This window comes from Pseudonocardia nigra (assembly GCF_019396355.1).
In the GTDB taxonomy this organism is placed as follows: domain Bacteria; phylum Actinomycetota; class Actinomycetes; order Mycobacteriales; family Pseudonocardiaceae; genus Pseudonocardia; species Pseudonocardia nigra.
The window spans coordinates 1-22,661 of the sequence record NZ_JAHKRK010000122.1 but is presented as its reverse complement, the minus strand read 5'-3'; the positions used below and the strand labels follow the sequence as shown (position 1 = coordinate 22,661).

Below are 22,661 nucleotides of genomic sequence, written 5' to 3'. Positions count from 1 at the left end.
CTGTAGCGCCTCGATCCGCGCGGCCTGCTCAGCGATCAGCCGGGCCTGCTGCTCGACCAACGCGACGAGCTCCTCGCGCGACGGCTGCTCCGACCGGGACACCCCACATGATCAGCACACCGCGGCGGCGAGATCACGCAACGACACGCCATGAGATCCCGGCCTCGGGACGTGAATGGTTACACGATGTGCGCCTGGCTGGCGGTGTCGACGTCGGGCTACTACGAGTGGCGCGACCGGCCGGCCTCGGCGACCACGCTCCGCCGCGACCACCTCGCGACCCTCATCGAATGGATCTTCACGACTCCGAGCAGACCTACGGGCACCGCCGGATCCACGCCGCCCTGGCCCGCCAGGGCGAGCGGTGCAGTCCCGAGCTGGTCCGCGCGATCATGCGCGAGCTGGGCCTGGTCCCGTGCCAGCCCCGGCCCTGGCGGCCGACGACCACCATCGCCGGCGACGCCGCCCCGATCCCCGACCTCGTGTGCCGAGACTTCAGCGCCACAGCGCCGGGCACCAAGCTGGTCGGCGACATCACCTACCTACCGACCTGGGAGGGCTGGTTGTACCTGGCCACGGTGATCGACTGCCATACCAAGGCCTGCATCGGCTACGCCCTCGCCGACCACATGCGCGCGGACCTGGTCATCGACGCCCTCGCGATGGCCGCCCGCAACTACTCGCTCGCCGATCAGGCGATTTTCCACTCCGACCGCGGCACGCAATACACGAGCGGTGCGTTCGCGGCAGCCACCGCAACACTGGGAATCCGCAGATCCGTCGGCCGCACCGGATCGTGTTTCGACAACGCCCAGGCCGAATCGTTCAACGCCGCACTCAAGGTCGAGCGAATCAACCGCACCGTCTACCCAACACGCGAACACGCCCGCGCAGATGTCGCCAGGTACATCGAGTTCCGCTACAATACCAAGCGTCTGCACTCCGCGCTCGGCTACCGGACCCCTAAAGAGGTCCACGACGAATACCTGAATCAGCAGCTCGCAGCGTAATCAAGACCCATAACACCTGTCCGGAAAATGCAGGGCCGCCCACTCCGATCCCGGCTTCACCCTCCGGACCTACACCCACCTGCTGCCCGACCACAAAAGCCGCACCAAGGACATCATCGACGCCGCGTTCCGCAAGCTCCCGGCACCGACCACGCTCCAACCACCTACTCGCCGCGCAACCCCGGCTGCCGGCGACCGTGGCCGCTCCAACGGACCCACCAGAGTCAGGCGTTCCCCTGAGGACTTCGGGCCCCAACGCTGACGCACTGCCCGCGTTGCTGGCGACAGTTGCCACCAGCTCAGCGCCGGGCCCCACCGGCGAGTCCTTAGCCCGTCTGCCACCATCTCCGCGGCCTACAGCCGCGCTTACGCACCTCCGGGTGGTCGTCCGGCAACCCGCACTCCAGCCCGCGGTCCAGCCGATCGATTTGCTGCGCTTCCCACCGGCGCAGCATCTCCATCCCCGGCGCGAGTGCACGCCCCTCAGAACAACGCCCAAGCACGCTGCCGCAGCGACAGAACGACGCCCGATTATCGTCGGGACCGTGAAGCCGAGCCAGTGCCCAGATCAGTTGGAAAGCGTAGTCGCGGGACCGGTACGCCGCGTCGCGGCGCCGACTTGCTTCCTGGATCTCCTCACCGACAAGCCACCGCTCGACAGCCGGAAGCGGAGCCTCCTCAAATCCTCGCCGAACCGTCTCGCGGAGGTCGCGGTTCTCCACACGGCATTGCGCAAGGGCAGCTTCGCGATCAGCGACGCTCCGTCGAAGTGAACTCTCGCGCTCTGCCGCATCTTCCTCGTGGACGGCGAGCTCCGATCGCCACAGGGTCACGTGATCACGGTCGCGCTGGATCGCCTTGGACACGGAGTCACCTTGGTGGCGCTCGCAGCCTCGGCACACAACCTGGTTGTGCGCCGAGGTGAAGCGGAAGTCGGATTCCACTTGGCAGCATAGGCAAGGAGCCTGGACCGGTCGATGTAGCGGATAGTCGTGCATACGGTCCCTCCACCCCGCGCTCCTGTTTCCGCCGGCCTGGACTCCGAACGGCAACAGCTCTGGCCACCGCTCCAACGTAGCGCTCCGGGCCGAGAACTCCCGCGCACGTCGGCCGACGTGCCTTCGCCGGAGGCGTGGTCGCGGCGAGCGCATCAGCACAGAGACGTGGACAAGCGACAGCCGAACGCCGTCGCCAGATGTGCCCCGAATGTGCCCCGAGCCACACATCAGCCCTTGTTTACGCTGGTCAGAGCGGCGCGGTGCCCACTACTACGACGTGTGATCCACCCGTTCCACTGAGGAATCGGGGAAACGGCGGTTGACCTGCGGTGACGCCTCTGGGCGTCTCGCGGCGTCAACCGCCGTTCTCGTGCGTGTGCCCCCGATGTGCCCCGCGGAGTCGCAGCGCTCGGAGCGGGCACCGTGACAGAGCATGCCGGCGCTCCCGCGGACGCACGCGCCTGCCACCAGCCCGGCTGCCGACGCCTCCCCCTGCATGCCGAACCGTTACCCGGTCGGTGAAACGGCAGTCCTGGGCATCAAGCGGGACGCCCGGGGTATGCGGAGATGGCTCACAGCCTCGGAGCAGGAGGTGCCGGATGACAGTGGCCTACGGTTCGGTCGCCGAACCCGCCGACCTCGAGCCGGGACGCCCGCCGTCGGCGCGTGGTCCGCTGACGGAGTGGTTGTTCAGCGTGCTCGACCGGCCGGTGCACGCCGTCGTCCGGCCGCGCGGGGCACCCGGCGACCCGCTGACCGACGAGGACGCCGCACTGGCTCTCTACGCGCTCTACGAACTGCACTACCGCGGGTTCGAGGGCGTCGACGAGGAGTGGGAGTGGGAGCCGTCGCTGCTCGCCGTACGCCGCGACCTCGAGGACGCCCAGCTCGCCGGGCTCCGCGCCGCCGTGGGGGGCGATGACGGCCCGAACGACGTCGTGGCCGGGCTGTACGCGATGGCGGACGGCGCCGGCGGACGCTCGCTGTCGGCGTTCCTCGCCGTCGAGGGGACGCTCGAGCAGATGCGGGAGTTCGCGGTGCACCGATCGGCCTACCAGCTCAAGGAGGCCGACCCGCACACCTGGGCGATCCCGCGGCTCGTGGGCAGCGCCAAGGCCGCCATGGTGGAGGTGCAGGCCGACGAGTACGGCGAGGGCCGCGAGCGGGACATGCACCAGAACCTGTTCGCGCTCACGATGAAGGCGCTGGGCCTCGATTGCCGCTACGGCGCCTACCTGGATGTGCTGCCCGCGCCGACGCTGGCGGCGGTGAACGTCATCTCCTTCTTCGGGCTGCACCGCCGGTGGCGGGGTGCACTCGTCGGGCACCTCGCGCTGTTCGAGATGACGTCGGTGGAGCCGATGGGCCGCTACAGCCAGGCGCTGCGACGGCTGGGGTTCGGGCCGGGGGCACGGCATTTCTTCGAGGTCCACGTCGTCGCGGACGCCCACCACGAACGCGTCGCCGCCCGCGACCTCGCCGGCGGACTCGCCGCACAGGACCCGCGGCTGTCCGGCGACATCCTGTTCGGTGCGCGCTCCGCGATGGCCGCGGAGGGCGCGGTCTCCGACGCCCTGCTCGACGCCTGGCAGCAGGGTCGTACCTCGCTGCGCGCGCCCTTGTCGACGACGGCGACCGCCGGGCCGCCGGCATGACGGACCGGCTTCCACTCAGCTACGTCCTGCCGCTCAAGGCCGCCGTCGCCGACCCGGAGCTACGCGACCACGTCCGGTGGCTGGCGGACCGGGTTGCGGAGGTGATCGTCGTCGACGGGTCCGCCCCGCCGATCTGGGCGCTCCACCGGTCCTGGTGGGGGCCACCCGTGAGGCACGTGCGGCCGGACCCCGCCCGGGAGTGCGCCAACGGCAAGGTGTGGGGCGTCCTCACCGGGCTGCGGCTCGCCGGGCACGATGGGGTGGTCGTCGCCGACGACGACGTGCGTTGGGACCTCCCCGGGCTGCGCCGCGCCCTCGCGCTGCTCAACTCCGCGGACCTCGTCGCGCCGGCGAACCACTACGACCCGATGCCCTGGCACGCGCGCTACGACACCGCGCGCACGTTGATCCACCGGGCGCTCGGCGCCGACTGGCCCGGGACGCTCGCGCTGCGGCGTTCCGCGCTCACCCGGGTCGGCGGCGGCTACGACGGCGACGTGCTGTTCGAGAACCTCGAGCTGGTGCGCACCGTCGAAGCCGCGGGCGGGCGCGCGGTGTGGCCGCTGGACCTTTTCGTCCTGCGCCGCGCACCCGACACCCGCCACTTCCTGGGGCAGCGGGTACGCCAGGCCTACGACGAGTTCGCCCGCCCCGCGCACCTGATGGCCGCGCTGGCTCTGCTTCCCCTGGTCGCCGCGGCGGTCGCGCAGCGCAGGCGTGGTCCGCTGCTCGCGGTGCTCGCCGCCGTGATCGCGTGGGCGGAGATCGGCAGGCGCCGCGGCGGGGGGACGAAGGTGTACCCGGCGTCCAGCGCACTGCTCGCGCCGCTGTGGGTGCTCGAACGCGGGGTCTGCATGTGGGTTGCGCTGTGGTGGAGGCTGCGCGGCGGCGTCCCCTACGCCGGACGGAGGCTGCGCCGGGCCGCGACGTCACCGCGGGAGCTGCGCCGCAGACTGCTCGCCGGGCAGGTGTCCACCGCTGCCGCGACCTCACCCGAGGCCGTGCCCGCGCATGTCTGAGCCCGACTTCGACCCCGGCGAGTACGGCCGCCACATCGGCGCGGTGTACGACACGCTTGCGGCGTCGGCGTTCCCGACCGACACCGAGGCGGCCGTCGCCGTGCTCGCCGAGCTGGCAGCGGGCGAGCCGGTGCTCGAGTTCGGGATCGGGACGGGGCGCCTGGCCCTCCCGCTCGTCGCGCGCGGGCTGACGTGCACGGGATCGAGGGCTCACCGGAGATGGTCGAGCAGCTGCGCGGCAAGCCCGGCGGCGCGGAGCTCCCCGTGGCCGTCGGGAACTTCGCCGACACCCGCGTCCCCGGGGAGTTCGCGCTCGTCGTGCTCGCCGCCAACACCGTCTACGCGCTGCCGTCGCAGGACGCCCAGGTCGAGGCGTTCCGCAACGCCGCGGCGCACCTGCGCGACGGCGGACGGTTCGTCGTCGAGGCGTGGGTGCCCGACGTCGGGGACTTCCGGGCCGGACGGGCGCTGCGGATCATCTCGATCGACGACCGCCGCGTCGTCCTCGAGGCCGCCGAGCTCGACCCGGTCGAGCAGCACATGCGCACCACCAAGCTGTTCTGCGGGCCCGACGGGTTACAGGCCTTCCCGGCCAACCACCGCTACGCCTGGCCCGCGGAGCTGGACCTGATGGCGCGGCTGGCGGGACTGCGCCGGGAGGACCGGTGGGAGGACTGGCGCCGCCGCCCCTACACCGCGACCAGCCGCAACCACGTCACGGTCTACCGGGCCTGAGCGCTCGGGGTGAGCACCGCGCGGGCCGGGGCACCGTCCGCGCCGGGCAGCAGCAGCGGCAGGCACACGAGGTCGAACCACCCCTGCTCGACGCGCCGCAGGTCGAGGGTCTCGACCACGGCGACGCCGGCGCTCAGCAGCGTGACGTGGGTGGGCGTCTGGTCGCTGTACGGGGCGATCGACAGGCCGTCGATGCCGACCAGGCGCACGCCGCGCTCGACGAGGCGTTGGGCCGCGTCCTCGCGCAGGGCGAGGAAGTCGGGGGTGAAGCGCGGCTCGTCCCAGAGGCGCGAGTTGCGCGTACGGAACAGGACCCGTTCGGCGTCGGGAGGAATGTCGAGGCCGTCCAGGACGGCGACGTCGACGTGCTGCTCCACGCCGGTCGCGTCCGCCACCCAGGTGCGCCCGATCAGCGCGTTCAGCGGCACGGCCTCGACGCCCGGCGCCCCGTCGAGGTAGTGCGCGGGCCCGTCCACGTGCGTCCCGGCGTGCACCGAGCACTGCAACCGGGACACGTTGCGCCCGTCACCCGCGGAGAACGACTGCACGTGCCCCAGCTCGAGCGGCGTGTCGCCGGGGTACAGCGGCACCTTCCGGGGCCGCAGCGCGACCGTCACGTCCAGCATGGGCACATCGACCTCCGACGGAATGAGTAAGCGCTGACGGATTCTCCCGAGGTCCGCCGGCTCACACCGGCGCCCGACGTCTCAGAGGCCGTCGAGACCCGCCCGAACGGCCGTGCCGATCTGCTCGAGGTGCTCCACCTGGACGGTGAGCGGCGGTGCCACGGCGACCCCGTCACCGACCGGTCGCACCAGAACACCGGCGTCCCGGACCAGCTCGTACAACCGCGCCGGCGCGGAAGGTTCCCGCTGAAGGAGATCGGGGGCGAGTGCAACCGCGCCGAGCAGCCCCACCCCGGCGCGGATCCGGGCCACCAGCGGATGGTCGGCCAGCCCGGTCAGCGCCTCCAGCAGCGGGCGCTCAAGATCTCGCCCCCTGGCCAGCAGCCCGTCGCGCTCGAGCAGGTCGAGGTTGGCCATCGCGGCAGCGCAGCAGGTGGCGTGTCCCGCATACGTGACGCCGTGGGCGAAGATCGGACCGCCGGGACGGGACCAGAACGGCTCGGCCACCCGCCCCGACACCACCACCCCACCGAGCGGCAGATACCCACTGGTAACGCCCTTCGCGAAGCAGACCATGTCCGGCCGGAGGTTCCAGCGCTCGGTGCCGAACCAGGTGCCGAGACGCCCGAACGCGCAAACGACCGAGTCGACGACGAGGAGGACGCCCGTGTCGTCACACAGCGCCTGCACAGCCTCCAGATAGCCCTCGGGTGGGAGGTACACCCCGCCGGGCGCCATCACGGGTTCGACGAAGACCGCGGCCACGTGGTCCGCTCCGATGCGCTCCAGCTCGGCCCGCAACGCCCCGACGGAGTCGTGCGGCACCAGCGACGCGCCCGGCACCAGGCCGCCGACCCCGGCACCGATGCCCGTTCCCCCGATGCTGGTGCCGTACCCGTGGACGCCGTGGAAGCTCGCCGTCCGCGCGATCAGCTGCGTCCGCTCCGGTCGGCCCCGCTCGATCCAGTAGGCCCGGGCCAGCTTCGCCGCGGTGTCGATCGCGTCGCTGCCTCCGCTGCCGAAGAACACCTTGGCCTCGGGCATCGGGGCGAGCGCGGCCAGCCGCGCCGCCAGCGCGCGGGCGGGCTCGGTGACGAGGTCACCGAACGCCTGATAGGTCTCGATCCGGCGGAGTTGATCGGCGACCGCGTCCGCGATCTCCCGCCGCCCATGCCCCACGTTGGCATGCCACAGGCTCGCCGTGCCATCGAGAAGGCGTCGGCCGGAGTCGTCCCAGACCCAGACATCATCGCCCGACACGATGACGAGCTCCTGCTCCCGCACCGTCGCCATATCGGCGAACGGGTGCCAGAGAGCCGAATCAGCGGCGCTGGTCGGAGACATGAGTGCCCATGGTGGAGCTGCGGACAGGACCACGCCACTCGGCCGCGCTCGAGATCGGCACGACCACGCCCTGCTACAGGCCGATGCCACCCTCGGTCCTGGTCGACGGCGCCGGTTCGTCGGATGAACGTGTTCCAGGTCGACGCCGGCAGCCTCAGCCCGGTAACCGCGCGAACCCACCTCCGTCTCACCGACCTGGCCCGCGCGGTCGTCGACGGTACCGACGACATCACTACTCCGAGCGCGCCGACGTGGTGGCAGGCCGCACCCGCCGTGGTGACGGCGCCGCTCACGGGCGGGATCAGGCCGCGCTGCAACGCTCGACCGGTCCACCGGCGCGATCCGTTCGCACCTTCCCGCCCGAACGTGATTCGGGAGGTGGCAGTGATCCAGCTCGAGCCGTACCCGAGCAACCCCGCGGACGGCTACACGGCCCAGGTCAACGGCGCGACCTACCACGTGATCCGTCGAGGCCACATGTGGACCATCCGGTCGCCCGACGGTGGCCACACGAGGGTGCCCACGCTGGACGCGGCCCGGGAGTACCTCAGCACGCTCGCAGGGCGCGACGGGTGAGTCGGAGCTCGCGCGGAGTCCGCCGGGGTGTCGAAAGGCAAGCGGCACCAGCGGGCTGCGGGCTCCCATGCCGTGGAATGTGACGATGGTCGTCAGGATGTTGATGACGAGTTTCAACATTGCGGCGTCAGCCAGTTCAGGTAGGGCCCGCCGCTGTCAGCGCGCGACACCTCGCGGTGCAACACCGGCGGCAGCTTCGCCCTCGCCCGACACGCCCCGAAGTCGGACGGGCCGATCAGCACCTGCTCTCATGTTCCGCCCGTAGCCTGCTGCCCCATGCCCGGTGCGCGCCGCTTCACCGCCGCGGTGTGGTGCGTCATCGCCGCCGCAGTCACGAGCGCGGCCATCGTCGTCCTCAGCGCGGTGACGGGCGTACCGGGCGGCGAACGGCTGCTGGGCGGCGCCTATCTCGACGCGACCCGGAAGTCCAACCTGCCGACGTGGTGGAGCACCGCGTTGCTCACCACGTCGGCAGCCGGGCTCGCCGCCGCGTGCCTGGTCTCGCTCGCGTCGCGGGCGCGGGACGCGGTCATGTGGGCGGTGGGTGCGGTCGTGCTGCTCGTGATGTCGCTCGTGGAGCACACTGCGGTACACGCACGGCTCGCTCTGCTGCTCGGGTCCACCGGACCGCTCGACGGGTTGCTGCTGGTGATGGGTGGCGCAGCTCTCGGCGTGATGATCCCGGTCGCCGTCGGCCTGGGCGGGTCGGCTGGCGCGTTGGTCGGCGCCGCCGTCGTGCTGCTCGTGCTCTCCGCCGTGGGAGGGACGTTCCTCGTGCAGCGCGTCTCCGACCGCACTCCGGTGGGCAGCGTGGAGCACGTCGCCGTCACCCACGCCGCGGAGCTCGGGGAGAACGTCGGCGCGCTGCTGGTCCTGGCCGCCGCGATGTCCGCGATCGCGGTCGACCGCGTGGGCGGCGGGCTGCGTGTGAGCGGGCGGCGCCCGCCCTCGGGTGCCGGGCACCTGCCGCCCGCTCGGCGCGCCGCCGCGGTGCTGGTCGGCGTGACCGCGGCACTCTCTGCGGCCAGTCTGGTCGCGGTCCTGAGCGCTCCGTCTCTCGGACCGGGCTTCCACGAGATGCGCGTGCTGCTCGACGTACTCGTCGAGGACAACCTCCCCACCTGGTGGAGCTCCACGCTGCTCCTGCTCGCCGCCCTCGCCCACCTGGTCGTCGCGGCCGTGGCTCACGCCGCGGCCGCACCCGCGGCGTTCTCATGGGTCGTCACGGCCCTGCTGCTGGCGGCGCTGTCACTCGACGACCACACCGCCCTGCACGAGCGGACGGAGGTACTCGCCCGGCGCGTCGTCGACACGGGTTCCTACCCGTTCGCCTGGCTGGTACCGGGTCTGCTCGTCGGCGCGGCCGTCGCCGCGGCCGTGGTGCGGCTCGCCGTCCGTACCCGGGGACGACCGCGCGTCCTGCTCGTCCTGGGGATCGGCACGCTGCTGACCTGCGCACTCGGCCTGGAGTTCGCCCAAGGGCTGCTGATGCAGGCCGGTGCTGAAGGCCTCGCGTTCGCGCTGCTCTACCACCTCGAAGAGCTCGGGGAGAACATCGCCGCGCTCGTGCTGATCGCCGCCGCGGCCAGTGCGCTGACGGTCGGCCTTTCCGGCGCGGCCGTCCACCTCGGCTACATCGCGTCAGCCGGATTCCAGGAACGCCACCGAGGTCGCCACCGCGCTGTTCCGGCCCGTGGCCACCCGCGTCGCTGACACGCTCGCGCCGGTGTCCACATTCACGAGGTGGTGCACCCGCTCCCGATCGGCAGATCGTCGGAATCAGAGGGGATCGAAAGCGCGCAACCGGCTCGCAGGTTCACACCAGCCGCAACGCATCGATGTTGTTGATGGTTTCCCGGATGAAGGTGACCAGGGCGGTGATCGCATTACCGAGCACGGTTCCGGCTCCCGAGGGATCCGGAACGATGAAGAGCAGGATCACGATCAGAACGATCAGGCCCCACAGCCACCTCGGCATCGGCGCTCCTCCACTCCCGCCTCGGAGTCCGTCGCACAGTTCGAGCGAGCCTACCCGGCGCCACCGGAAATGCCCAGGACGGCAAAGTGGAGCACCCAATTGGTCCACGCCGCGGTGCCACTGTTCCCCCGGATGACGACTTGCGATCATGAATTCGGCGGATCCTGCTGCCTGCACTTTCCGGGTGCGACCTGGGTGATCCCTTCCAGCCACCTGGTAACGCTCACTCGCCGGTCGCCGCCGTCGCCATCACATCTGCTGGTTCCTCCGCACCTGGAGTAGTACGACTGAATGGTCTGCTCTCGTCATATCCGGGTCCGCATTTCTTTCCCTCCGAGGACCCGGTGTCTGCGACGTTGAGCGCGCTTGCGGTGTTCGCGTAGCCCCGAGCCGTCGGTCAGCCCTTCACCGCCCCGGCGGTGAGCGCGCCGACGATCTGGCGCTGCAGTACGACGAACAGGACGATCACCGGGGCGACGGCGAGAATGCTGCCGGCCGCCAGGTACTGCGTGGTGATCTCGCCCGCGGTCTGCTGGAGGTTGACCACCCCGACCGAGACGGGGAACAGCTCGCGTGAGTCGAGCAGGATGAACGGCACGGCGAACTGCGACCAGGTGGTGACCCCGCCGAGCACCGCCGCCGAGGCGATGCCCGGCCGGATCGCGGGCACGATCACCGAGACGACCGCCCGGAACCGGGAGCAGCCGTCGATCAGTGCGGCCTCGTCCAGGGCCGTCGGCACCGTGTCGATGTAGGTCTTGAGGAACCACGTCAGGAACGGCGCGATGATCGCGACGAGGATGAGGACGAGCCCCAGGTAGTTGTCCACCAGGTTCACCCCGACGAACAGCCGGTAGAGCGGCACCACGATGATCAGCGGGGAGATCAGCTGCGCCGCGAGCACCCCGCGCGAGTAGGCCCGGCGGCCCGGGAAGACGAACCGCGACAGCCCGTAGGCCGCCGGGACCGCGACGAGCAGCGCGCCCCCGACGGTCACGACCACCAGGAACAGCGAGTTCAGCAGGTACCGCCCGATCGGCGTGGTATCCAGGACCACACCGTAGTTGCCCCACTGCGGGTCCTGCGGCAGCAGGGTGGGCGGCGACTGCAGGGTCTCCGGGCCGCTCTTCAGCGACAGCGACAGCACCCACAGCAGCGGGAAGGCGAACGCCAGGGCCAACAGCGCCTGCCCTGCGTAGTAGGCGAGGTCGGTGAGGCGGTTGCGCGTCATCGGGAAGCCGTCCTCTCGGTCCGCTCCACCAGCCGGAAGTACAGGGCGATCATCACGACGTTGATCAGCATCAGGACCACGGCCATCGCCGCGCCGCGGCCGAGGTTGAGCTGGCGGAACATCTGGTCGTAGAGATCGAGCGCGAGCACCGTGGTCGCATTGCCCGGGCCCCCGCCGGTGAGCGACAGCACCATGTCGAAGGTGTTGAACGTCTCGACGGTGACGAGCACCAGGTTCGTCAACAGGATCGGCAGCATCATCGGCACGGTGATCCGGAACAACGCGGCCACGGCACCCGCCCCGTCGATGCGGGCGGCCTCGTAGACGTCCTCGGGGATGGTCTTCAACCCCGCGTAGCAGAGGATCATCGACAGCGCGGTGCCCCGCCAGACGTTGGCCACGATCACCGACGTCAGCGCGAGCTCCGGATCGGACAGGAACGGTGTCTGCCCGGAGAACCCGATCAGCGACAGGCCGTAGTTGAGGATCCCGGACTCGGTCTCCTGGTAGAGCAGGCTCCAGATCACGCCGATGATCACGCCGGGCACGGCCCACGCGGTCATCACGGTGGTGCGGGTGAGCACGGTGCCGCGCAGCCCGCGGCGTTCCGCGCCGTGCACGAGCAGCGCCGCGGCGAACCCGAGCAGGATCTGGAACACGGTGCTGAACAGCACGAACACGAACGTGGTGCCGAGCGTCTCCCGGAAGTCGCTGCCCTGCACGAGGGACCGGTAGGCATCGACCGTGACGTCGTAGGGCTCGCCCGACACGAGGCTCGCGTCGGTGAAGCTCAGCCGGATGATCTCGACGAGCGGATAGACGAGCACCAGCGCGAGCAGCAGACCCAGCGGGAGCAGCCAGGGCAGGTACGGCCAGGCACGCAGCCGCGGCGCACGGGTGTCCGGTTCGTGCCCACTGGTGGTCGGCGGAGCGAGCGATGTGGCCATTGAGGTCCTCACCTGGTCAGACGATGCGGTAGAGCGCCTGCTCCAGCGCCTCTTCGGCCCCGGCCGTCCCCGAGGCGACGCTGGACAGGGCGATCTGCATGCTGTTGGACACGTCGAGGTACTTGCGGTTGCCGGGGCGGGTCCGGGCGTACTCGGCGAGGTGGTCCCGGAAGATCGGCGTGAACGGGTTCTGCTCGTAGGCCGGGTTGTCGTAGACGCTCTGCCGGGGCGGCAGGTACCCGCCCGCCGTGCACCACGCGGCCATCCCCTCGTCCCCGACGTAGGCCTCCACGACCCAGTCGATCCCCACGTCCACCTGCCGCGGCTGCTCGGCGAAGGCCGCCCACACCCAGCCGCCCGCGGTGGTGACGTGCCGCTCCCCCGAGATGCTCGGGAGGGGCGCGACGCCCCAGGTCTCGAAGAAGTTCTTCTCCGGCAGCGCGTTGTTCAGCGACGAGGCCTGCCAGCTCCCGCCGAGGAACATCGACACGCGCCCGGCCACGATGTCGGCGTTCATGTTGTCCTCGCTGCCGAACGTCGCCACGCGCGTGGGCGTGACGCCCTCTGCGACGCAGCGCTGCACCACCCCGAGTGTGTCCTGCATCGCCCGATAGCCGGCACCCGCGTCGAACGTGAGATCTCCGGACTCCGCGAACAGGTCCAGGCCCTGCGCCCAGTACTGCGGCCACACGGTCGTGGCGACGGAGCCCTCGCTGCGGCCCGCGGGGAACAACACGTACAGGTCCTGCTCGGTCAGTGGCTTGGCCATCCGGATCAGCTCGTCCCAGGTGGCCGGAGGCGTCGGCACGACGTCGAGCCGGTGGTACAGCACCCGGACGTCCGTGGTGAACGGCAACGAGCGCACGCTCCCGTCCTCGGACGTCATGACGGGCTGCAGGCTGGGGAACCAGTCGTCCACGACCAGTCCGGCGTCCGCGAGTTGCCGGTCCAGCGGGTGCGCGTACTCGGCCATCCGGTCGAAGACGTACCCGTCGACCTGGGCGACGTCCGGTGCGCGGCCCTGCGACGCCTGCAGCAGCAGCTTGGCCATCGCGGCCGCGGTGTCGGCCGTGCTCACCTGCGGCTCGATCGGCAGCGGTGCCCCCGCCTGGAACGCGGCGAGCGTCCGCTGCAGGTACTCGACCCGGTCCGGGTCGGTCCCCTGCAGCGAGTAGGACGGAATCGCCTGCCAGGTCACCGCGCCCGCGTCGCCGCCCCCGCAGGCGGGAACGAGTGACACCGCCCCCGTCGCGGCGGCCAGCCGCAGCAGCTGCCGCCGGCTCATGGTCAGCTCCATCGCTGCCCTCCTTCCGACGGCACGAGCCGCACCGTCGCGATCTCGTCGCCCCGCAGGGGAAGGCGCACGGCCCCGTCGTCGAAGGGCAGCGGCGCGACCCGATTCTCCTCGAGGTCGCACGCCCACGCGCCCTGCACGGCGAACCCGGGCCGCAGCACCGCCGTGCGGTCCGCCACGGCGCTGTTGAAGACGCGGACGACGATCCCCTCGCCGTCCTCGGCGGTCTTGACGGCCGAGAGCACCACGTCGGCCGGTTCGACGGCCAGCCCGGCCGCCGCCTCCCGGACCGGACCGGGCGCCTCGCCCTGCACGGCGACGGCGAGCAGGGGCACGGCGAACCGCTCGGCGGCCCGGTAGAGGTGGCCGAACCCGGGTTCCGGCGCGTAGGGCCGCAGACCGACCCGGAAGGTGTGCGTGCCCGGGCACTGGGCGGCCGGCGTCGCGAGCTCGGGGCCGATCTTGTGCGGGCGCAGCGGGTGGCCGGTGGTGGCGAGCCAGCCCACGGACCGCAGCACGGTGACGTCCACGGTCCCGGTGGCGTCGCAGGCGTACTCGTGCAGTCCCTCGGTGAGGATCTGCAGGCCACGCCGGCCGTCCTCGGTGGCCACGAACCGGCGCAGCGCGAACACGCCCGACGGGGCCTCGCGCCAGCCGGTGCCGTCGGGAAGCGCGCCGCGGCGGACCACCCCGAACGCCGACTCGGACAGCGACTCCCCCGCGCCGGTCGCGGTCGGCACGCGCAGCCGGATGCGATGGTCGCGCGCGGCGTTGTCGATCGTCACCGCGACCTCGACGACGTCGCTCCCCGGCGCCAGTGTGAGGAGCACCGACGCGGCGAGCGCGGCGCGGTCCTCGCTGCGGGAGCGCCGGTCCGGGCCGAGCGCCGCGGGCACCGTCCAGACCCCGCGCAGCGCCACGCCGTGCTCCCCCGCCGGTTCCGGGGCCGACCAGTCGACGTCCCGCGAGGAGAGCGGCTTGTCGTCGGGCAGCGGTCCGAAGCCGTAGGAGTCGCCTGCGTCGGCGTCGTCGAGCAGTTCGAGGAGGCCGGTGAACGTGTCGCCCGACCCGAGCCGCGTCAGCGACACCGTGGCGTCCGGCGCGACCTCGACCCGCAGTACACCGTTGTCGAGCAGGCCGGGCCCGCGGCGGGTCGACGACGGCGACTCGGCGGCCTCCCCGGCCCCCGGAACCAGCCGGTAGCCGGCCGTGCCGAGCGGTGGCGCGTCGGTGGCGACGAACGAGATCCGGTCGCGCAGCACCTCCTTGCGCCGGTCCAGGGCGTCGACCACCGTCACCTGCCGCGCGGGCTCCACCGCGAACGGGACGGCGCGGCCCGCCGGGTCGAGCAGCCGGTAGCGCGACCAGTCGGTGCCCGCGCCCTGCGTCCACCCGAAGCGCCGGGTACCCAGCGGGGCGTCCAGGTCCGGGACGACCTCGGCGGTGACCGGGCCGGTGCGGGCGAAGGCGCTGGGGTTCACCACCACGAGCGGGATCCCCTCGCCGTCGCCCGCGGCGGCCCGGGCGAGCCGGGTGAGCGCGTGCTCGGTCACCGCCCCCGCGATCTGGGCGACCTTGGTGAACCGCGTCTCCATCTCGGCGTGGACCTCGTCCACTGAACAGCCGCAGATCGAGTCGTGCGCGTAGTTCTTGATCAGCTCGCGCCAGGCGTGGTGCAGGGAGTCGTGCGCCGACCGGCCGCCCGCCGTCGCGGTGGCGAGCGCGTCCAGCCGCTCGGCGACGCCCAGCGCGGCCTCGGTGCGCTCGTTGTGCCGCTTCATCGGGGTGCGGGTGGAGCCGATCCCGTCGAACACGTCGTGCTTGACCCCGTACCGGAGCTCGCCCGTCTCCACCCGCTCGGGCAGCGGGCGCTGCGCGACGAGCTCGGAGAACTCCTCGAGGCCGCCCAGGCGCAGCTCCGGCTCCACGGCGCGGTCCAGCGAGCGCACCATCTTTGCCACGCCGTGCTGCACGCGCAGGTGGTCGCCCCCGTTGAGCAGCAGCAGCACGCCCGTGGGCGCGCGGGAGCCGAGCCGGTCGAGCAGCTCGGGCAGCGAGTCGTAGCGCACCAGCGCGCCGTGGTGCAGCTGCATCGTGGCCGCGTCGTCGCTGAGCACCGCGCTGTTGGAGTAGCTCTCGTGCAGCCACTCGACGAGCACGCGCGACCCGTCGGGGGCCTGCCACCAGAACTGGCTGCCCGTCTCGTCGAGGTCCTGGGAGAACCCGCGCATCGCGTAGAACGTCGAGATGCCGAAGCCGCGCAGGATCTGCGGGAGCTGGTGGACGTGGCCGAAGGTGTCGGGCAGGTACCCCTCGCGCATGACCCAGCCGAACTCCCGCGACACCTGGCAGCCGATGAGGAAGTTGCGGACGAGGGACTCCCCCGAGACGTGGAACTCGTCGGGCTGGACGTAGCAGGGCCCGGGGCGCAGCCGCCCGGCCCGCACGAGCGCGGTGACCCGGTCGCGCTGCGACCGGCGGATCTCCAGGTAGTCCTCGAGGATCACGGCCTGGCCGTCGAGCAGGAAGACCGCGAGGTCCGGCTCGGCCTCCATCGTGTCGACCAGCTCGTCGAAGAACTGCACGAGCTGGAACCGCATCACCTCGAAGGGCGCGTACCACTCGCGGTCCCAGTGCACATGGGGGACGACGACGCCGACACGGTGCTGCGTCGGGCGCTCCTGGGCTGCGGCAGTGATGAGGACCTCCTGAAGCGACGTACGTCAACGATGACGGTCAACGTTGACGTAGTGCACACTCGCCGGGGTGACGTTGTCAAGGGACGGTGCTCGGGGTCGGCCCCTGCAGGCAGGCCCCACCCGGCCGACGATGAAGGACATCGCGGGCCGGGTCGGGGTGAGCGTCAAGAGCGTGTCCCGAGTGGTGAACGGCGAACCGGGGGTCTCGCCGGCCACCGCCGAGCGCATCCTCGAGGTCGCCCGCGAGCTCGGTTTCCGCCGCAACGACCTGGCGCGCAACCTCCGGCAGCAGGATCGGACCGGGACGATCGGTCTCGTCCTCCGACATTCCTCGACGCGCTTCCACGACCGGCTCGTGCAGGGCATCGAGGACGTCGCCGAGCACCACGGCGCGCTCGTCATCACCGCGGGCTCCCGCACCCCCGAGCGCGAACGCGCCACCCTGCTCGCCCTGTCCTCGCGCCGCCTCGACGGGCTGCTCGTCGTTCCCATCGGGGCCGACCACTCGTTCCTCGCCGCCGAGCAGGCCACCGGGATGCCGCTCGTGTTCGTCGACCGCCCGCCGCGCCACCTCGCCGCCGACGCGATCCTCGCCGACGACCACGGTGGCGCCCGGGCCGCCGTCGACCACCTCGTCCGGGGCGGGCATCGGCGCATCGCCGTCATCGGCGCGGGAGCCGATCTGCACACCGTCCGGGAGCGGGTCCGCGGCTACCGCAGCGCGCTGCGGGCTGCCGGTGTCGAGCCGGACGAGCGGCTCGTGCTGCTCGACCGCGAGGGGCGGGCCGCGGCCGAGCAGGCGGTCACCGACCTGCTCGCCGGCGCCGCTCCCCCTACCGCCCTGTTCACCACCAACAACGTCAGCACCATCGGCGCCACCGTCGCGCTGCGCCGCGCCGGCGCCGAGCGCCGCGTGGCGCTCGTCGGGTTCGACGACTTCGAGCTCGCCGATCTGCTCGATCCGCCCCTCACCGTGGTGGCGCACGACATCGTGGAGATGGGGCGCCGCGCGGCCGAGCAGCTGTTCCGCCGCATCGACGGCGACGACGCCCCGGCCCGGACCGATGTGCTCCCCACCCGGCTCATCCCACGCGGATCGGGCGAGATCCCCGCCTGACCCCGCCGATCGAGCCGGCGATCCCGGCCCCAGGCAGCACCTCGGTGGACAGCCGGGATCTGGGACCGCGGATCTGGTTGCCCGGCCGGCGTCACACGCCACCCGTCTGGTCGGCGCCGGGACGTGGGCCCGGGCGCAACCTGCCGGCGGCATGCAGCGGCACCCGCACGACGGACGCGGCGCACCCCGGGACGCGGCACAGCCCATGACCCGGGCTCCGGGTCGCCGGTGGCGAAGGTCCACTCGCACGGGTCGGCCCGGGTCGGGGACGAAGTACTGTTCGGGCACAAAGGTCGAGCTCGGGAGGACATGCTGGCGACGGCGGGAAGGTCGGGGAAGCGGCCGACGATCGTTGACGTGGCTCGTGCGGCGGGGGTGTCACCGACGACGGTGTCGCATTCGTTGAACGGCCGCGGCTATGTCGATCCGCGCACGCGGGAGCGGGTCGTCGCGGCGGCGCAGGAGCTGGGGTACCGGCCGAGCCTGCGGGCGCAGCGGCTCCGGGCCGGGTCGGCCCGGACGATCGGGCTGGTCTCGTCGATGCCGGTGGCGGTGGCCGGCGGTGCGTCGCGGCTGGGGTTCTTCATGGAGGTCGCCGCGGCAGCCGCCGAGGCGGCGTTGACGCACGGGTTCGCGATGGTGTTGGTGCCGCCGCTGGAGTCCACGCCGTCGCTGGCGCAGTTCGACATCGACGGCGCGATCGTGGTGGAGCCCGAGCAGGACGACGTGGCCACCGCTCAGCTGCGCGAGCTCGGCATCCCGGTGGTCAGCATCGGGCGCCAGCCGGGTGCCGAGGCCGAGGTGCCCTACGTCGACGCACAGGCGTCGCTGACCGGGCGTCTGCTGCTGGACCACCTGCACGACCAGGGCAGCCGGTCCATCGCGCTGCTGACCGGGGCCGGCCGCCGCCATTCGTACGTGGAGATGTCGGCGGTCTACGACGGGTTCGTGGCCGAGCGCGGGCTCGACGCCGTCGTGGCGCGGGTGGACGAACACGCCGGCGAGGACGGCGGGTACGCGGCGATGCGGACGTTGCTGCGGGACCACCCGGGGCTGGACGGCCTCTGCGCGCCGGTGGACGCGTTCGCCGTCGGAGCGGTCCGCGCGCTCGCCGAAGAGGGTCGGCGGGTTCCGGACGACGTCCGGGTCGTCACCCGGTACAGCGGGGTGCGGGCGCGCACCTGCCGGCCGCCACTGACCGCGGTCGACATGCACCTGGACGAGCTGTCCGCACTCGCTGTCGGCTTGCTGTTGGAGCGCCTGCGCGGCGACTCCTCGCGGCCCGCCGTGGCGGGGCCGCCCCCGGTGCTGATACCGCGCGAGTCCTCGATGCTGCCGACCCCGACCGGTTAGCCCTGCACGAGCACCACCACACCCGAGACCAGGGCGAACCCGAGCACGAGCGTCCGCATGACGGGGCCGTCGACGCGGTGGTGGACCGCGCGGCTCAGGAGCGCGCCGAGCCCGAGGGCGGGCACGAGCATCAGCGCGGTGCGGAGCTGCTCGCCGTCGACCTGCCCGGTGGCGGCCAGCAGTCCGAGGGAGATCACCTCGCCGACGAGGAAGCAGATCGCGATGGTGGAGCGCAGCTCCGGTGCCGGCCGGTGCTGGTAGACCAGCGCGAGTGGCGGGCCGCCGATCCCGGTGGCCGTCTCGGTGACGCCGGTGACGGCCCCGGCGGCGATCAGCGAGCGGCGGCCCGGCACGAAGGACGGGGCGAGCAGCGAGGCCAGCGCGGCGAGCACGGTGGACCCGCCGATCAGCAGGTTGAGCCCGCTGGCCGGCACCGCGAACAGGACCCACAGTCCCCCGGCGGTCCCGGCCACCCGTCCGGCCGTGATCCAGCTCGCGCCGCCGGTGTCCATCGCGTGGCGTTCGCGCCACGCGACGTAGCCGTTGAGCGGGATCATCAGCACGAGCAGCAGGACCGGGAGCAGGCGCGGTTCGATCAGCCCCACCACCGGTGCGACGATCAGGGCGAAGCCCAGCCCGGTGCTGCCCTGGACGAAGGCGGCCACGACGACCACGACCGCCGTGAGCAGGAGCAGGCCCGTGCTCACCCGGCGTCCCGTGCCGGTCGCGGCGAGCCATGGCGGCGCCGGTGTTCCACCGACGGCGGGTGCAGCCGCCGGATCGGGGCCGCGTCGACGACGTCGCGGGCCACCTTCGCCGCCTCCCGGACCAGCGCCTTGCCGTCCCAGTCCGGCGGCCACCCGCGCCACAGGCGCAGCCGACCGGCGACCACGACGGCGGTGATCTGGTCGCGGCCTGCGAGGCGCACCAGCTCCCAGGTCGGGTCCCGGGACGGCTGCATCTCGGGCACCTCGAGGTCGACGACGAGGAAGTCCGCCGCGTGCCCGACCGCGATCTCGCCGGTCGTCCCGCCGAGGCCGGCCGCGTCGGCGCCGCCGGCCGTGGCGTGGTGCAGCCAGGTCCAGCCCGCGCCGCAGGACGAGTCACCGGACTGCAGTCCGCTGGTCAGTCGCTGGGCCGTCTCGGCGGCGTCGAGGAGCCGGAACGCGTCGCCCCGCGTGGCGTCGGTGCCGATGCCGAACCGGATGCCGTGGGCGGCCATCGCCGTGGCGGGCGCGACCGCGTTCCCCTTCCACGCACTCGCGACCGGGTTGTAGCTGACCGCCGTGTCGGTGGCGGCGAGCAGTCGTACTTCCTGCGGGGTGAGCAGCGTGGCGTGTGCGGCGAGCACCTGCGGCCCGAGCGCTCCCACCTCGTGCAGGTGCTCGAGCGGCCGTACGCCTCGGCGTTCGATCGACCGCTCGACCGAGGCCAGGTGCTCGTTGACGTGGATCTGGAAGACGGTTCCCGCCTCCGCGCACAGCCGCGAGGCGTCGTGCAGGACCGGGTCGCTCCCGGCCTCGGGTACCGAGACCGCGAGCGAGGGGTGGATCAGCGGGTCGGCGTCGAACCGCGCGAGATGGTCCCGCGCCCGGCGCATCACGCCAACGCGATCGAGGGTGGCGCCGTCGGGGGCGACGTCGTTGCAGATGAGCCCGAGGACGCAGCGGATCCCGGCCTCGCGGGTCGCCGTGGCGAGCGGGGCGAGGTCGACGTCCGCGCGGGTTCCGGCCTCGCAGACGGTCGTGAACCCGCCGCGCAGCGACTCGAGCGCGGCGAGCTTCGCCGCGAGGTAGGCCGCGTCCTCGTCGAGGCTCTGTTCGAGCGGCACCCACACCCGCCGGAAGATCTCCGACGGTTCCCCGAAGGCCAGGGGCTTGCCGAAGCTCTGGGTCAGGTGGTGGTGCGTGTCGACGAAGCCCGGCATGAGCAGGTGGTCGTCGAGCCGGATCGGGGTGAGCTGCGGGTTCCGTGCGACCAGGTCGACCGCGCGGCCCACCTGGCGGAAGACCCCGTCGGACACCACGACGGCGTGCTCGCGGACCGGCCCCTCGGGCAGCAGCAGCATCTCGGGGAGCAGCAGGAGCTCGCCGGGGGCGGCGAGGGTCTCGGGGGAGAGTTCGGTGTGCATGGCTCCGTTCACTTCGACTCGTCGGGGGTCGCGTGCTCGGCGGCGGTCCGCGGTGCGGTGTCCTCCGCGGGGCGCCGCCGGAGGTGGTGGAAGAGGACGTTCATGCCGGCCGCGACGAAGGCACCCATGGCCACACCGCTGCCGAGCAGCATGCGTGCGGTGTCCGGGAACTGGTCGTACACGCCGGGTGCCAGGATGGGCAGCAACCCGGCGGCGAGCGCTGTCGCCGCGATCACGAGGTTGGCGTGGTCGGTGAAGTCCACACGGCGCAGCATCTGCACGCCGAGCACCGTGATGATCGCGAACACGATGAGGGCGGTGCCGCCGACGACCGCGTGCGGGATGCCGTTCATCAGGCGTCCGATCGGGCTGAACAGCCCGATGGCGATGAGCACCACACCCGCCGCGACCGTCACGAACCGGGTCCGGACGCCGGTGGCCCGGACGATCCCGATGTTCTCGCCGCTGGTGACCATGAGCGAGGTGCCGAAGAAGCCACCCAGCACGGACATGATCGCGTCACCACGGATGGTCCTGGGTGCGTCCCGGCGGGCGACGACGTCCTTCCCGACGATCTCGCCGTTGAGCACGGTCTGACCGGTTGCCTCGGCCATCGACGCGACGCTGAAGATCATCAGCGGAAGCGCCGCGAGGACGTTGAACTGCGGAGTCCCGAACGGCATCACCTGCGGCAGCGCGACGAGCGGCCCGTCGGCGGCACTGCTGAACTCGGCCGCCCCGGCGATCACCGCCATCACGGTGCCGGCGATCAGCCCGAGCATCACGGCCAGCTGGCGCAGCACCCCCGTCAGGACCCGGAAGAACAGCACCGTGAACGCGATCGTGCCCAGTGCGAGCATGATGTTCCCCGCGCCGGCGAAGTCCGGGCTGCCCGGCTGGCCGGTGACCAGCACCGCAGAGACCTTGATCAGGTTCACGCCGATGATGACGATCATCGTCCCGATGACGACCGTGGGGAAGTACTTCAGGAGCCGCGCGAAGACCGGGAGGACGACGAAGTAGAAGACGCCGGTGAGGATCACCGCGCCCGAGGCGGTGGGCAGCCCGTGTTCCTTCGCGATCATCAGGAACAGCACGACGGGCGCGCCCCCGGGCAGCATGACGAACGGCAACCGGGCGCCGAGCTTCCACGGTCCGAACGACTGCAGCAACGTTCCCAGACCGCTGAGGACGAAGGTCGCGCTCATCAGGTTGGCGGTGAGCTCCGCCGACAGGCCGAGCGCCGAGCTGACCAGGAACACCGACGAGATCGGTGCGGCGGCCATGACCAGGACGTGTTGCACACCCAGCGGCAGCAGGCGACGTAGCGGCAGGATCTCGTCGACGGGATGACGGGTACACGGTGTGGACATTGCCGAGCTCCTCTGTGGCTCGGAGGGCGACGTGGAGCACGCCGGTGCAGCGCGCGGTCGCCGGGGCCGGACAGGACGGTCCGCAGAGACGTCTTCTGCTCGTGCAGGGGGTGGCCGCAGGGCGCACGGTGGTGGCCGACGACTGCATCCCAAATCGTTTTGGGAACTGTGACCGACGGCACGAAGCCTGTCAAGGGCCCTCCGAGCGGCGGAGGCGATCCGGGAACGCCGGGCGGGCCGAGCCGGCGCGTCGGAAGGGTTGACCCCGGCGGCAGCGTGGGGTGACCCCTCGGCGCCGGGAGGGTCGACCTCCGGTGCGGTATGGGCGGCCCCATTCCCGGAAAGGACCTCCGGCCGGATCCTGGGTCATGGGAAAAGACGGTTCATCGCCTCGGAGGAAGGAACCACCACCATGACCGCGTCGATCCCGCCGACCAACTCCTCCCGCCCGGGGGCTTATTCACAAGTCTGAATGGTGACTGCTCTTCGTGACATGAGGGGTACGTCGAGCACTTGATCACGAGTCGGTCTCAATTCGTGCTTGACCGCGTGTCGCGCGAGATGCGCAACAGCTC

Annotated in this window: 18 protein-coding genes and 1 pseudogene; 9 read left to right on the top strand and 10 right to left on the bottom strand. The window is 71.9% G+C overall.

Annotation, left to right across the window (positions count from 1 at the left end):
- Positions 1–107: 107 nt before the first annotated feature.
- The 5 genes and pseudogenes from KME75_RS25340 to KME75_RS25320 form a co-directional block, all read left to right on the top strand.
- Entirely contained in the window at positions 108–1,010 is a 903-nt protein-coding gene (locus KME75_RS25340) for an IS3 family transposase (protein WP_219417388.1), read from the top strand.
- A 545-nt stretch (positions 1,011–1,555) separates the two neighbouring features.
- Positions 1,556–1,783, top strand: coding sequence for a hypothetical protein (locus KME75_RS25335; protein WP_219417387.1), 228 nt, complete (start codon positions 1,556–1,558; stop codon positions 1,781–1,783).
- 824 nt (positions 1,784–2,607) lie between these two features.
- Positions 2,608–3,663, top strand: coding sequence for an iron-containing redox enzyme family protein (locus KME75_RS25330; protein WP_219417386.1), 1,056 nt, complete (start codon positions 2,608–2,610; stop codon positions 3,661–3,663).
- On the top strand, positions 3,660–4,682 hold the full coding sequence (locus KME75_RS25325; protein WP_219417385.1) for a glycosyltransferase family 2 protein: 1,023 nt from the start codon (positions 3,660–3,662) through the stop codon (positions 4,680–4,682). The genes KME75_RS25330 and KME75_RS25325 overlap by 4 nt, the downstream gene beginning before the upstream one ends.
- Positions 4,683–4,868: 186 nt before the next feature.
- Positions 4,869–5,417, top strand: a pseudogene (locus KME75_RS25320) (class I SAM-dependent methyltransferase); the annotation flags it as partial.
- Here KME75_RS25320 and KME75_RS25315 read toward each other — a convergent pair.
- Both KME75_RS25315 and KME75_RS25310 read right to left on the bottom strand, forming a co-directional pair.
- Positions 5,405–6,043, bottom strand: coding sequence for a cyclase family protein (locus KME75_RS25315; protein ID WP_219417383.1), 639 nt, complete (start codon positions 6,041–6,043; stop codon positions 5,405–5,407). The pseudogene KME75_RS25320 and the gene KME75_RS25315 sit on opposite strands and share 13 nt — an antisense overlap.
- 81 nt (positions 6,044–6,124) lie before the next feature.
- Entirely contained in the window at positions 6,125–7,387 is a 1,263-nt protein-coding gene (locus KME75_RS25310; RefSeq protein ID WP_219417382.1) for an aminotransferase family protein, read from the bottom strand.
- Between the two features lie 123 nt (positions 7,388–7,510).
- On the opposite strand from KME75_RS25310, the gene KME75_RS25305 reads away from it, so the two are divergent.
- The gene (locus tag KME75_RS25305) at positions 7,511–7,963 is read left to right on the top strand and encodes a hypothetical protein (protein ID WP_219417381.1); all 453 of its coding nucleotides are present in this window, start codon (positions 7,511–7,513) and stop codon (positions 7,961–7,963) included.
- A 276-nt stretch (positions 7,964–8,239) separates the two neighbouring features.
- Entirely contained in the window at positions 8,240–9,676 is a 1,437-nt protein-coding gene (locus tag KME75_RS25300; RefSeq protein ID WP_219417380.1) for a DUF8692 domain-containing protein, read from the top strand.
- A 103-nt stretch (positions 9,677–9,779) separates the two neighbouring features.
- On the opposite strand, the gene KME75_RS25295 is transcribed toward KME75_RS25300, so the two are convergent.
- The 5 genes from KME75_RS25295 to KME75_RS25275 form a co-directional block, all read right to left on the bottom strand.
- Entirely contained in the window at positions 9,780–9,941 is a 162-nt protein-coding gene (locus KME75_RS25295) for a hypothetical protein (RefSeq protein ID WP_219417379.1), read from the bottom strand.
- Positions 9,942–10,338: 397 nt separating this feature from the next.
- The gene (locus tag KME75_RS25290; protein ID WP_219417378.1) at positions 10,339–11,172 is read right to left on the bottom strand and encodes a carbohydrate ABC transporter permease; all 834 of its coding nucleotides are present in this window, start codon (positions 11,170–11,172) and stop codon (positions 10,339–10,341) included.
- Positions 11,169–12,119, bottom strand: coding sequence for a carbohydrate ABC transporter permease (locus KME75_RS25285; RefSeq protein WP_219417377.1), 951 nt, complete (start codon positions 12,117–12,119; stop codon positions 11,169–11,171). Before KME75_RS25285 ends, KME75_RS25290 begins: the two co-directional genes overlap by 4 nt.
- Positions 12,120–12,135: 16 nt before the next feature.
- Complete coding sequence (locus KME75_RS25280) at positions 12,136–13,416, bottom strand: substrate-binding domain-containing protein (RefSeq protein ID WP_219417376.1); 1,281 nt, start codon at positions 13,414–13,416, stop codon at positions 12,136–12,138.
- Positions 13,407–16,112, bottom strand: coding sequence for an alpha-mannosidase (locus KME75_RS25275; protein WP_504739525.1), 2,706 nt, complete (start codon positions 16,110–16,112; stop codon positions 13,407–13,409). Before KME75_RS25275 ends, KME75_RS25280 begins: the two co-directional genes overlap by 10 nt.
- A 130-nt stretch (positions 16,113–16,242) precedes the next feature.
- Between KME75_RS25275 and KME75_RS25270 the strand changes: the two genes are divergently transcribed.
- Together KME75_RS25270 and KME75_RS25265 are read left to right on the top strand one after the other, a co-directional pair.
- Positions 16,243–17,229, top strand: a complete 987-nt coding sequence (locus KME75_RS25270) for a LacI family DNA-binding transcriptional regulator (RefSeq protein ID WP_219417374.1) — start codon at positions 16,243–16,245, stop codon at positions 17,227–17,229.
- A 309-nt stretch (positions 17,230–17,538) separates the two neighbouring features.
- Positions 17,539–18,582: a LacI family DNA-binding transcriptional regulator gene (locus KME75_RS25265; protein ID WP_219417373.1), complete on the top strand. Its 1,044-nt coding sequence runs from the start codon at positions 17,539–17,541 to the stop codon at positions 18,580–18,582.
- Here KME75_RS25265 and KME75_RS25260 read toward each other — a convergent pair.
- The 3 genes from KME75_RS25260 to KME75_RS25250 are packed head-to-tail and all read right to left on the bottom strand — an operon-like array spanning position 18,579 to position 22,086.
- On the bottom strand, positions 18,579–19,289 hold the full coding sequence (locus KME75_RS25260; protein WP_219417372.1) for a sulfite exporter TauE/SafE family protein: 711 nt from the start codon (positions 19,287–19,289) through the stop codon (positions 18,579–18,581). The genes KME75_RS25265 and KME75_RS25260 overlap by 4 nt on opposite strands.
- Positions 19,286–20,713, bottom strand: a complete 1,428-nt coding sequence (locus KME75_RS25255; RefSeq protein ID WP_219417371.1) for an amidohydrolase family protein — start codon at positions 20,711–20,713, stop codon at positions 19,286–19,288. Before KME75_RS25255 ends, KME75_RS25260 begins: the two co-directional genes overlap by 4 nt.
- 8 nt (positions 20,714–20,721) lie before the next feature.
- The gene (locus KME75_RS25250; protein WP_219417370.1) at positions 20,722–22,086 is read right to left on the bottom strand and encodes a uracil-xanthine permease family protein; all 1,365 of its coding nucleotides are present in this window, start codon (positions 22,084–22,086) and stop codon (positions 20,722–20,724) included.
- Positions 22,087–22,661 lie beyond the last annotated feature (575 nt).

Bases quoted from the DNA above. Each gene is read 5' to 3' on its own strand.
- KME75_RS25340 (WP_219417388.1), top strand. From the start codon at position 108: ATGATCAGCACACCGCGGCGGCGAGATCACGCAACGACACGCCATGAG.
- KME75_RS25330 (WP_219417386.1), top strand. From the start codon at position 2,608: ATGACAGTGGCCTACGGTTCGGTCGCCGAACCCGCCGACCTCGAGCCG.
- KME75_RS25325 (WP_219417385.1), top strand. From the start codon at position 3,660: ATGACGGACCGGCTTCCACTCAGCTACGTCCTGCCGCTCAAGGCCGCC.
- KME75_RS25315 (WP_219417383.1), bottom strand. From the start codon at position 6,043: ATGCTGGACGTGACGGTCGCGCTGCGGCCCCGGAAGGTGCCGCTGTAC.
- KME75_RS25310 (WP_219417382.1), bottom strand. From the start codon at position 7,387: ATGTCTCCGACCAGCGCCGCTGATTCGGCTCTCTGGCACCCGTTCGCC.
- KME75_RS25305 (WP_219417381.1), top strand. From the start codon at position 7,511: ATGAACGTGTTCCAGGTCGACGCCGGCAGCCTCAGCCCGGTAACCGCG.
- KME75_RS25300 (WP_219417380.1), top strand. From the start codon at position 8,240: ATGCCCGGTGCGCGCCGCTTCACCGCCGCGGTGTGGTGCGTCATCGCC.
- KME75_RS25295 (WP_219417379.1), bottom strand. From the start codon at position 9,941: ATGCCGAGGTGGCTGTGGGGCCTGATCGTTCTGATCGTGATCCTGCTC.
- KME75_RS25290 (WP_219417378.1), bottom strand. From the start codon at position 11,172: ATGACGCGCAACCGCCTCACCGACCTCGCCTACTACGCAGGGCAGGCG.
- KME75_RS25285 (WP_219417377.1), bottom strand. From the start codon at position 12,119: ATGGCCACATCGCTCGCTCCGCCGACCACCAGTGGGCACGAACCGGAC.
- KME75_RS25280 (WP_219417376.1), bottom strand. From the start codon at position 13,416: ATGGAGCTGACCATGAGCCGGCGGCAGCTGCTGCGGCTGGCCGCCGCG.
- KME75_RS25270 (WP_219417374.1), top strand. From the start codon at position 16,243: ATGAAGGACATCGCGGGCCGGGTCGGGGTGAGCGTCAAGAGCGTGTCC.
- KME75_RS25265 (WP_219417373.1), top strand. From the start codon at position 17,539: ATGCTGGCGACGGCGGGAAGGTCGGGGAAGCGGCCGACGATCGTTGAC.
- KME75_RS25255 (WP_219417371.1), bottom strand. From the start codon at position 20,713: ATGCACACCGAACTCTCCCCCGAGACCCTCGCCGCCCCCGGCGAGCTC.
- KME75_RS25250 (WP_219417370.1), bottom strand. From the start codon at position 22,086: ATGTCCACACCGTGTACCCGTCATCCCGTCGACGAGATCCTGCCGCTA.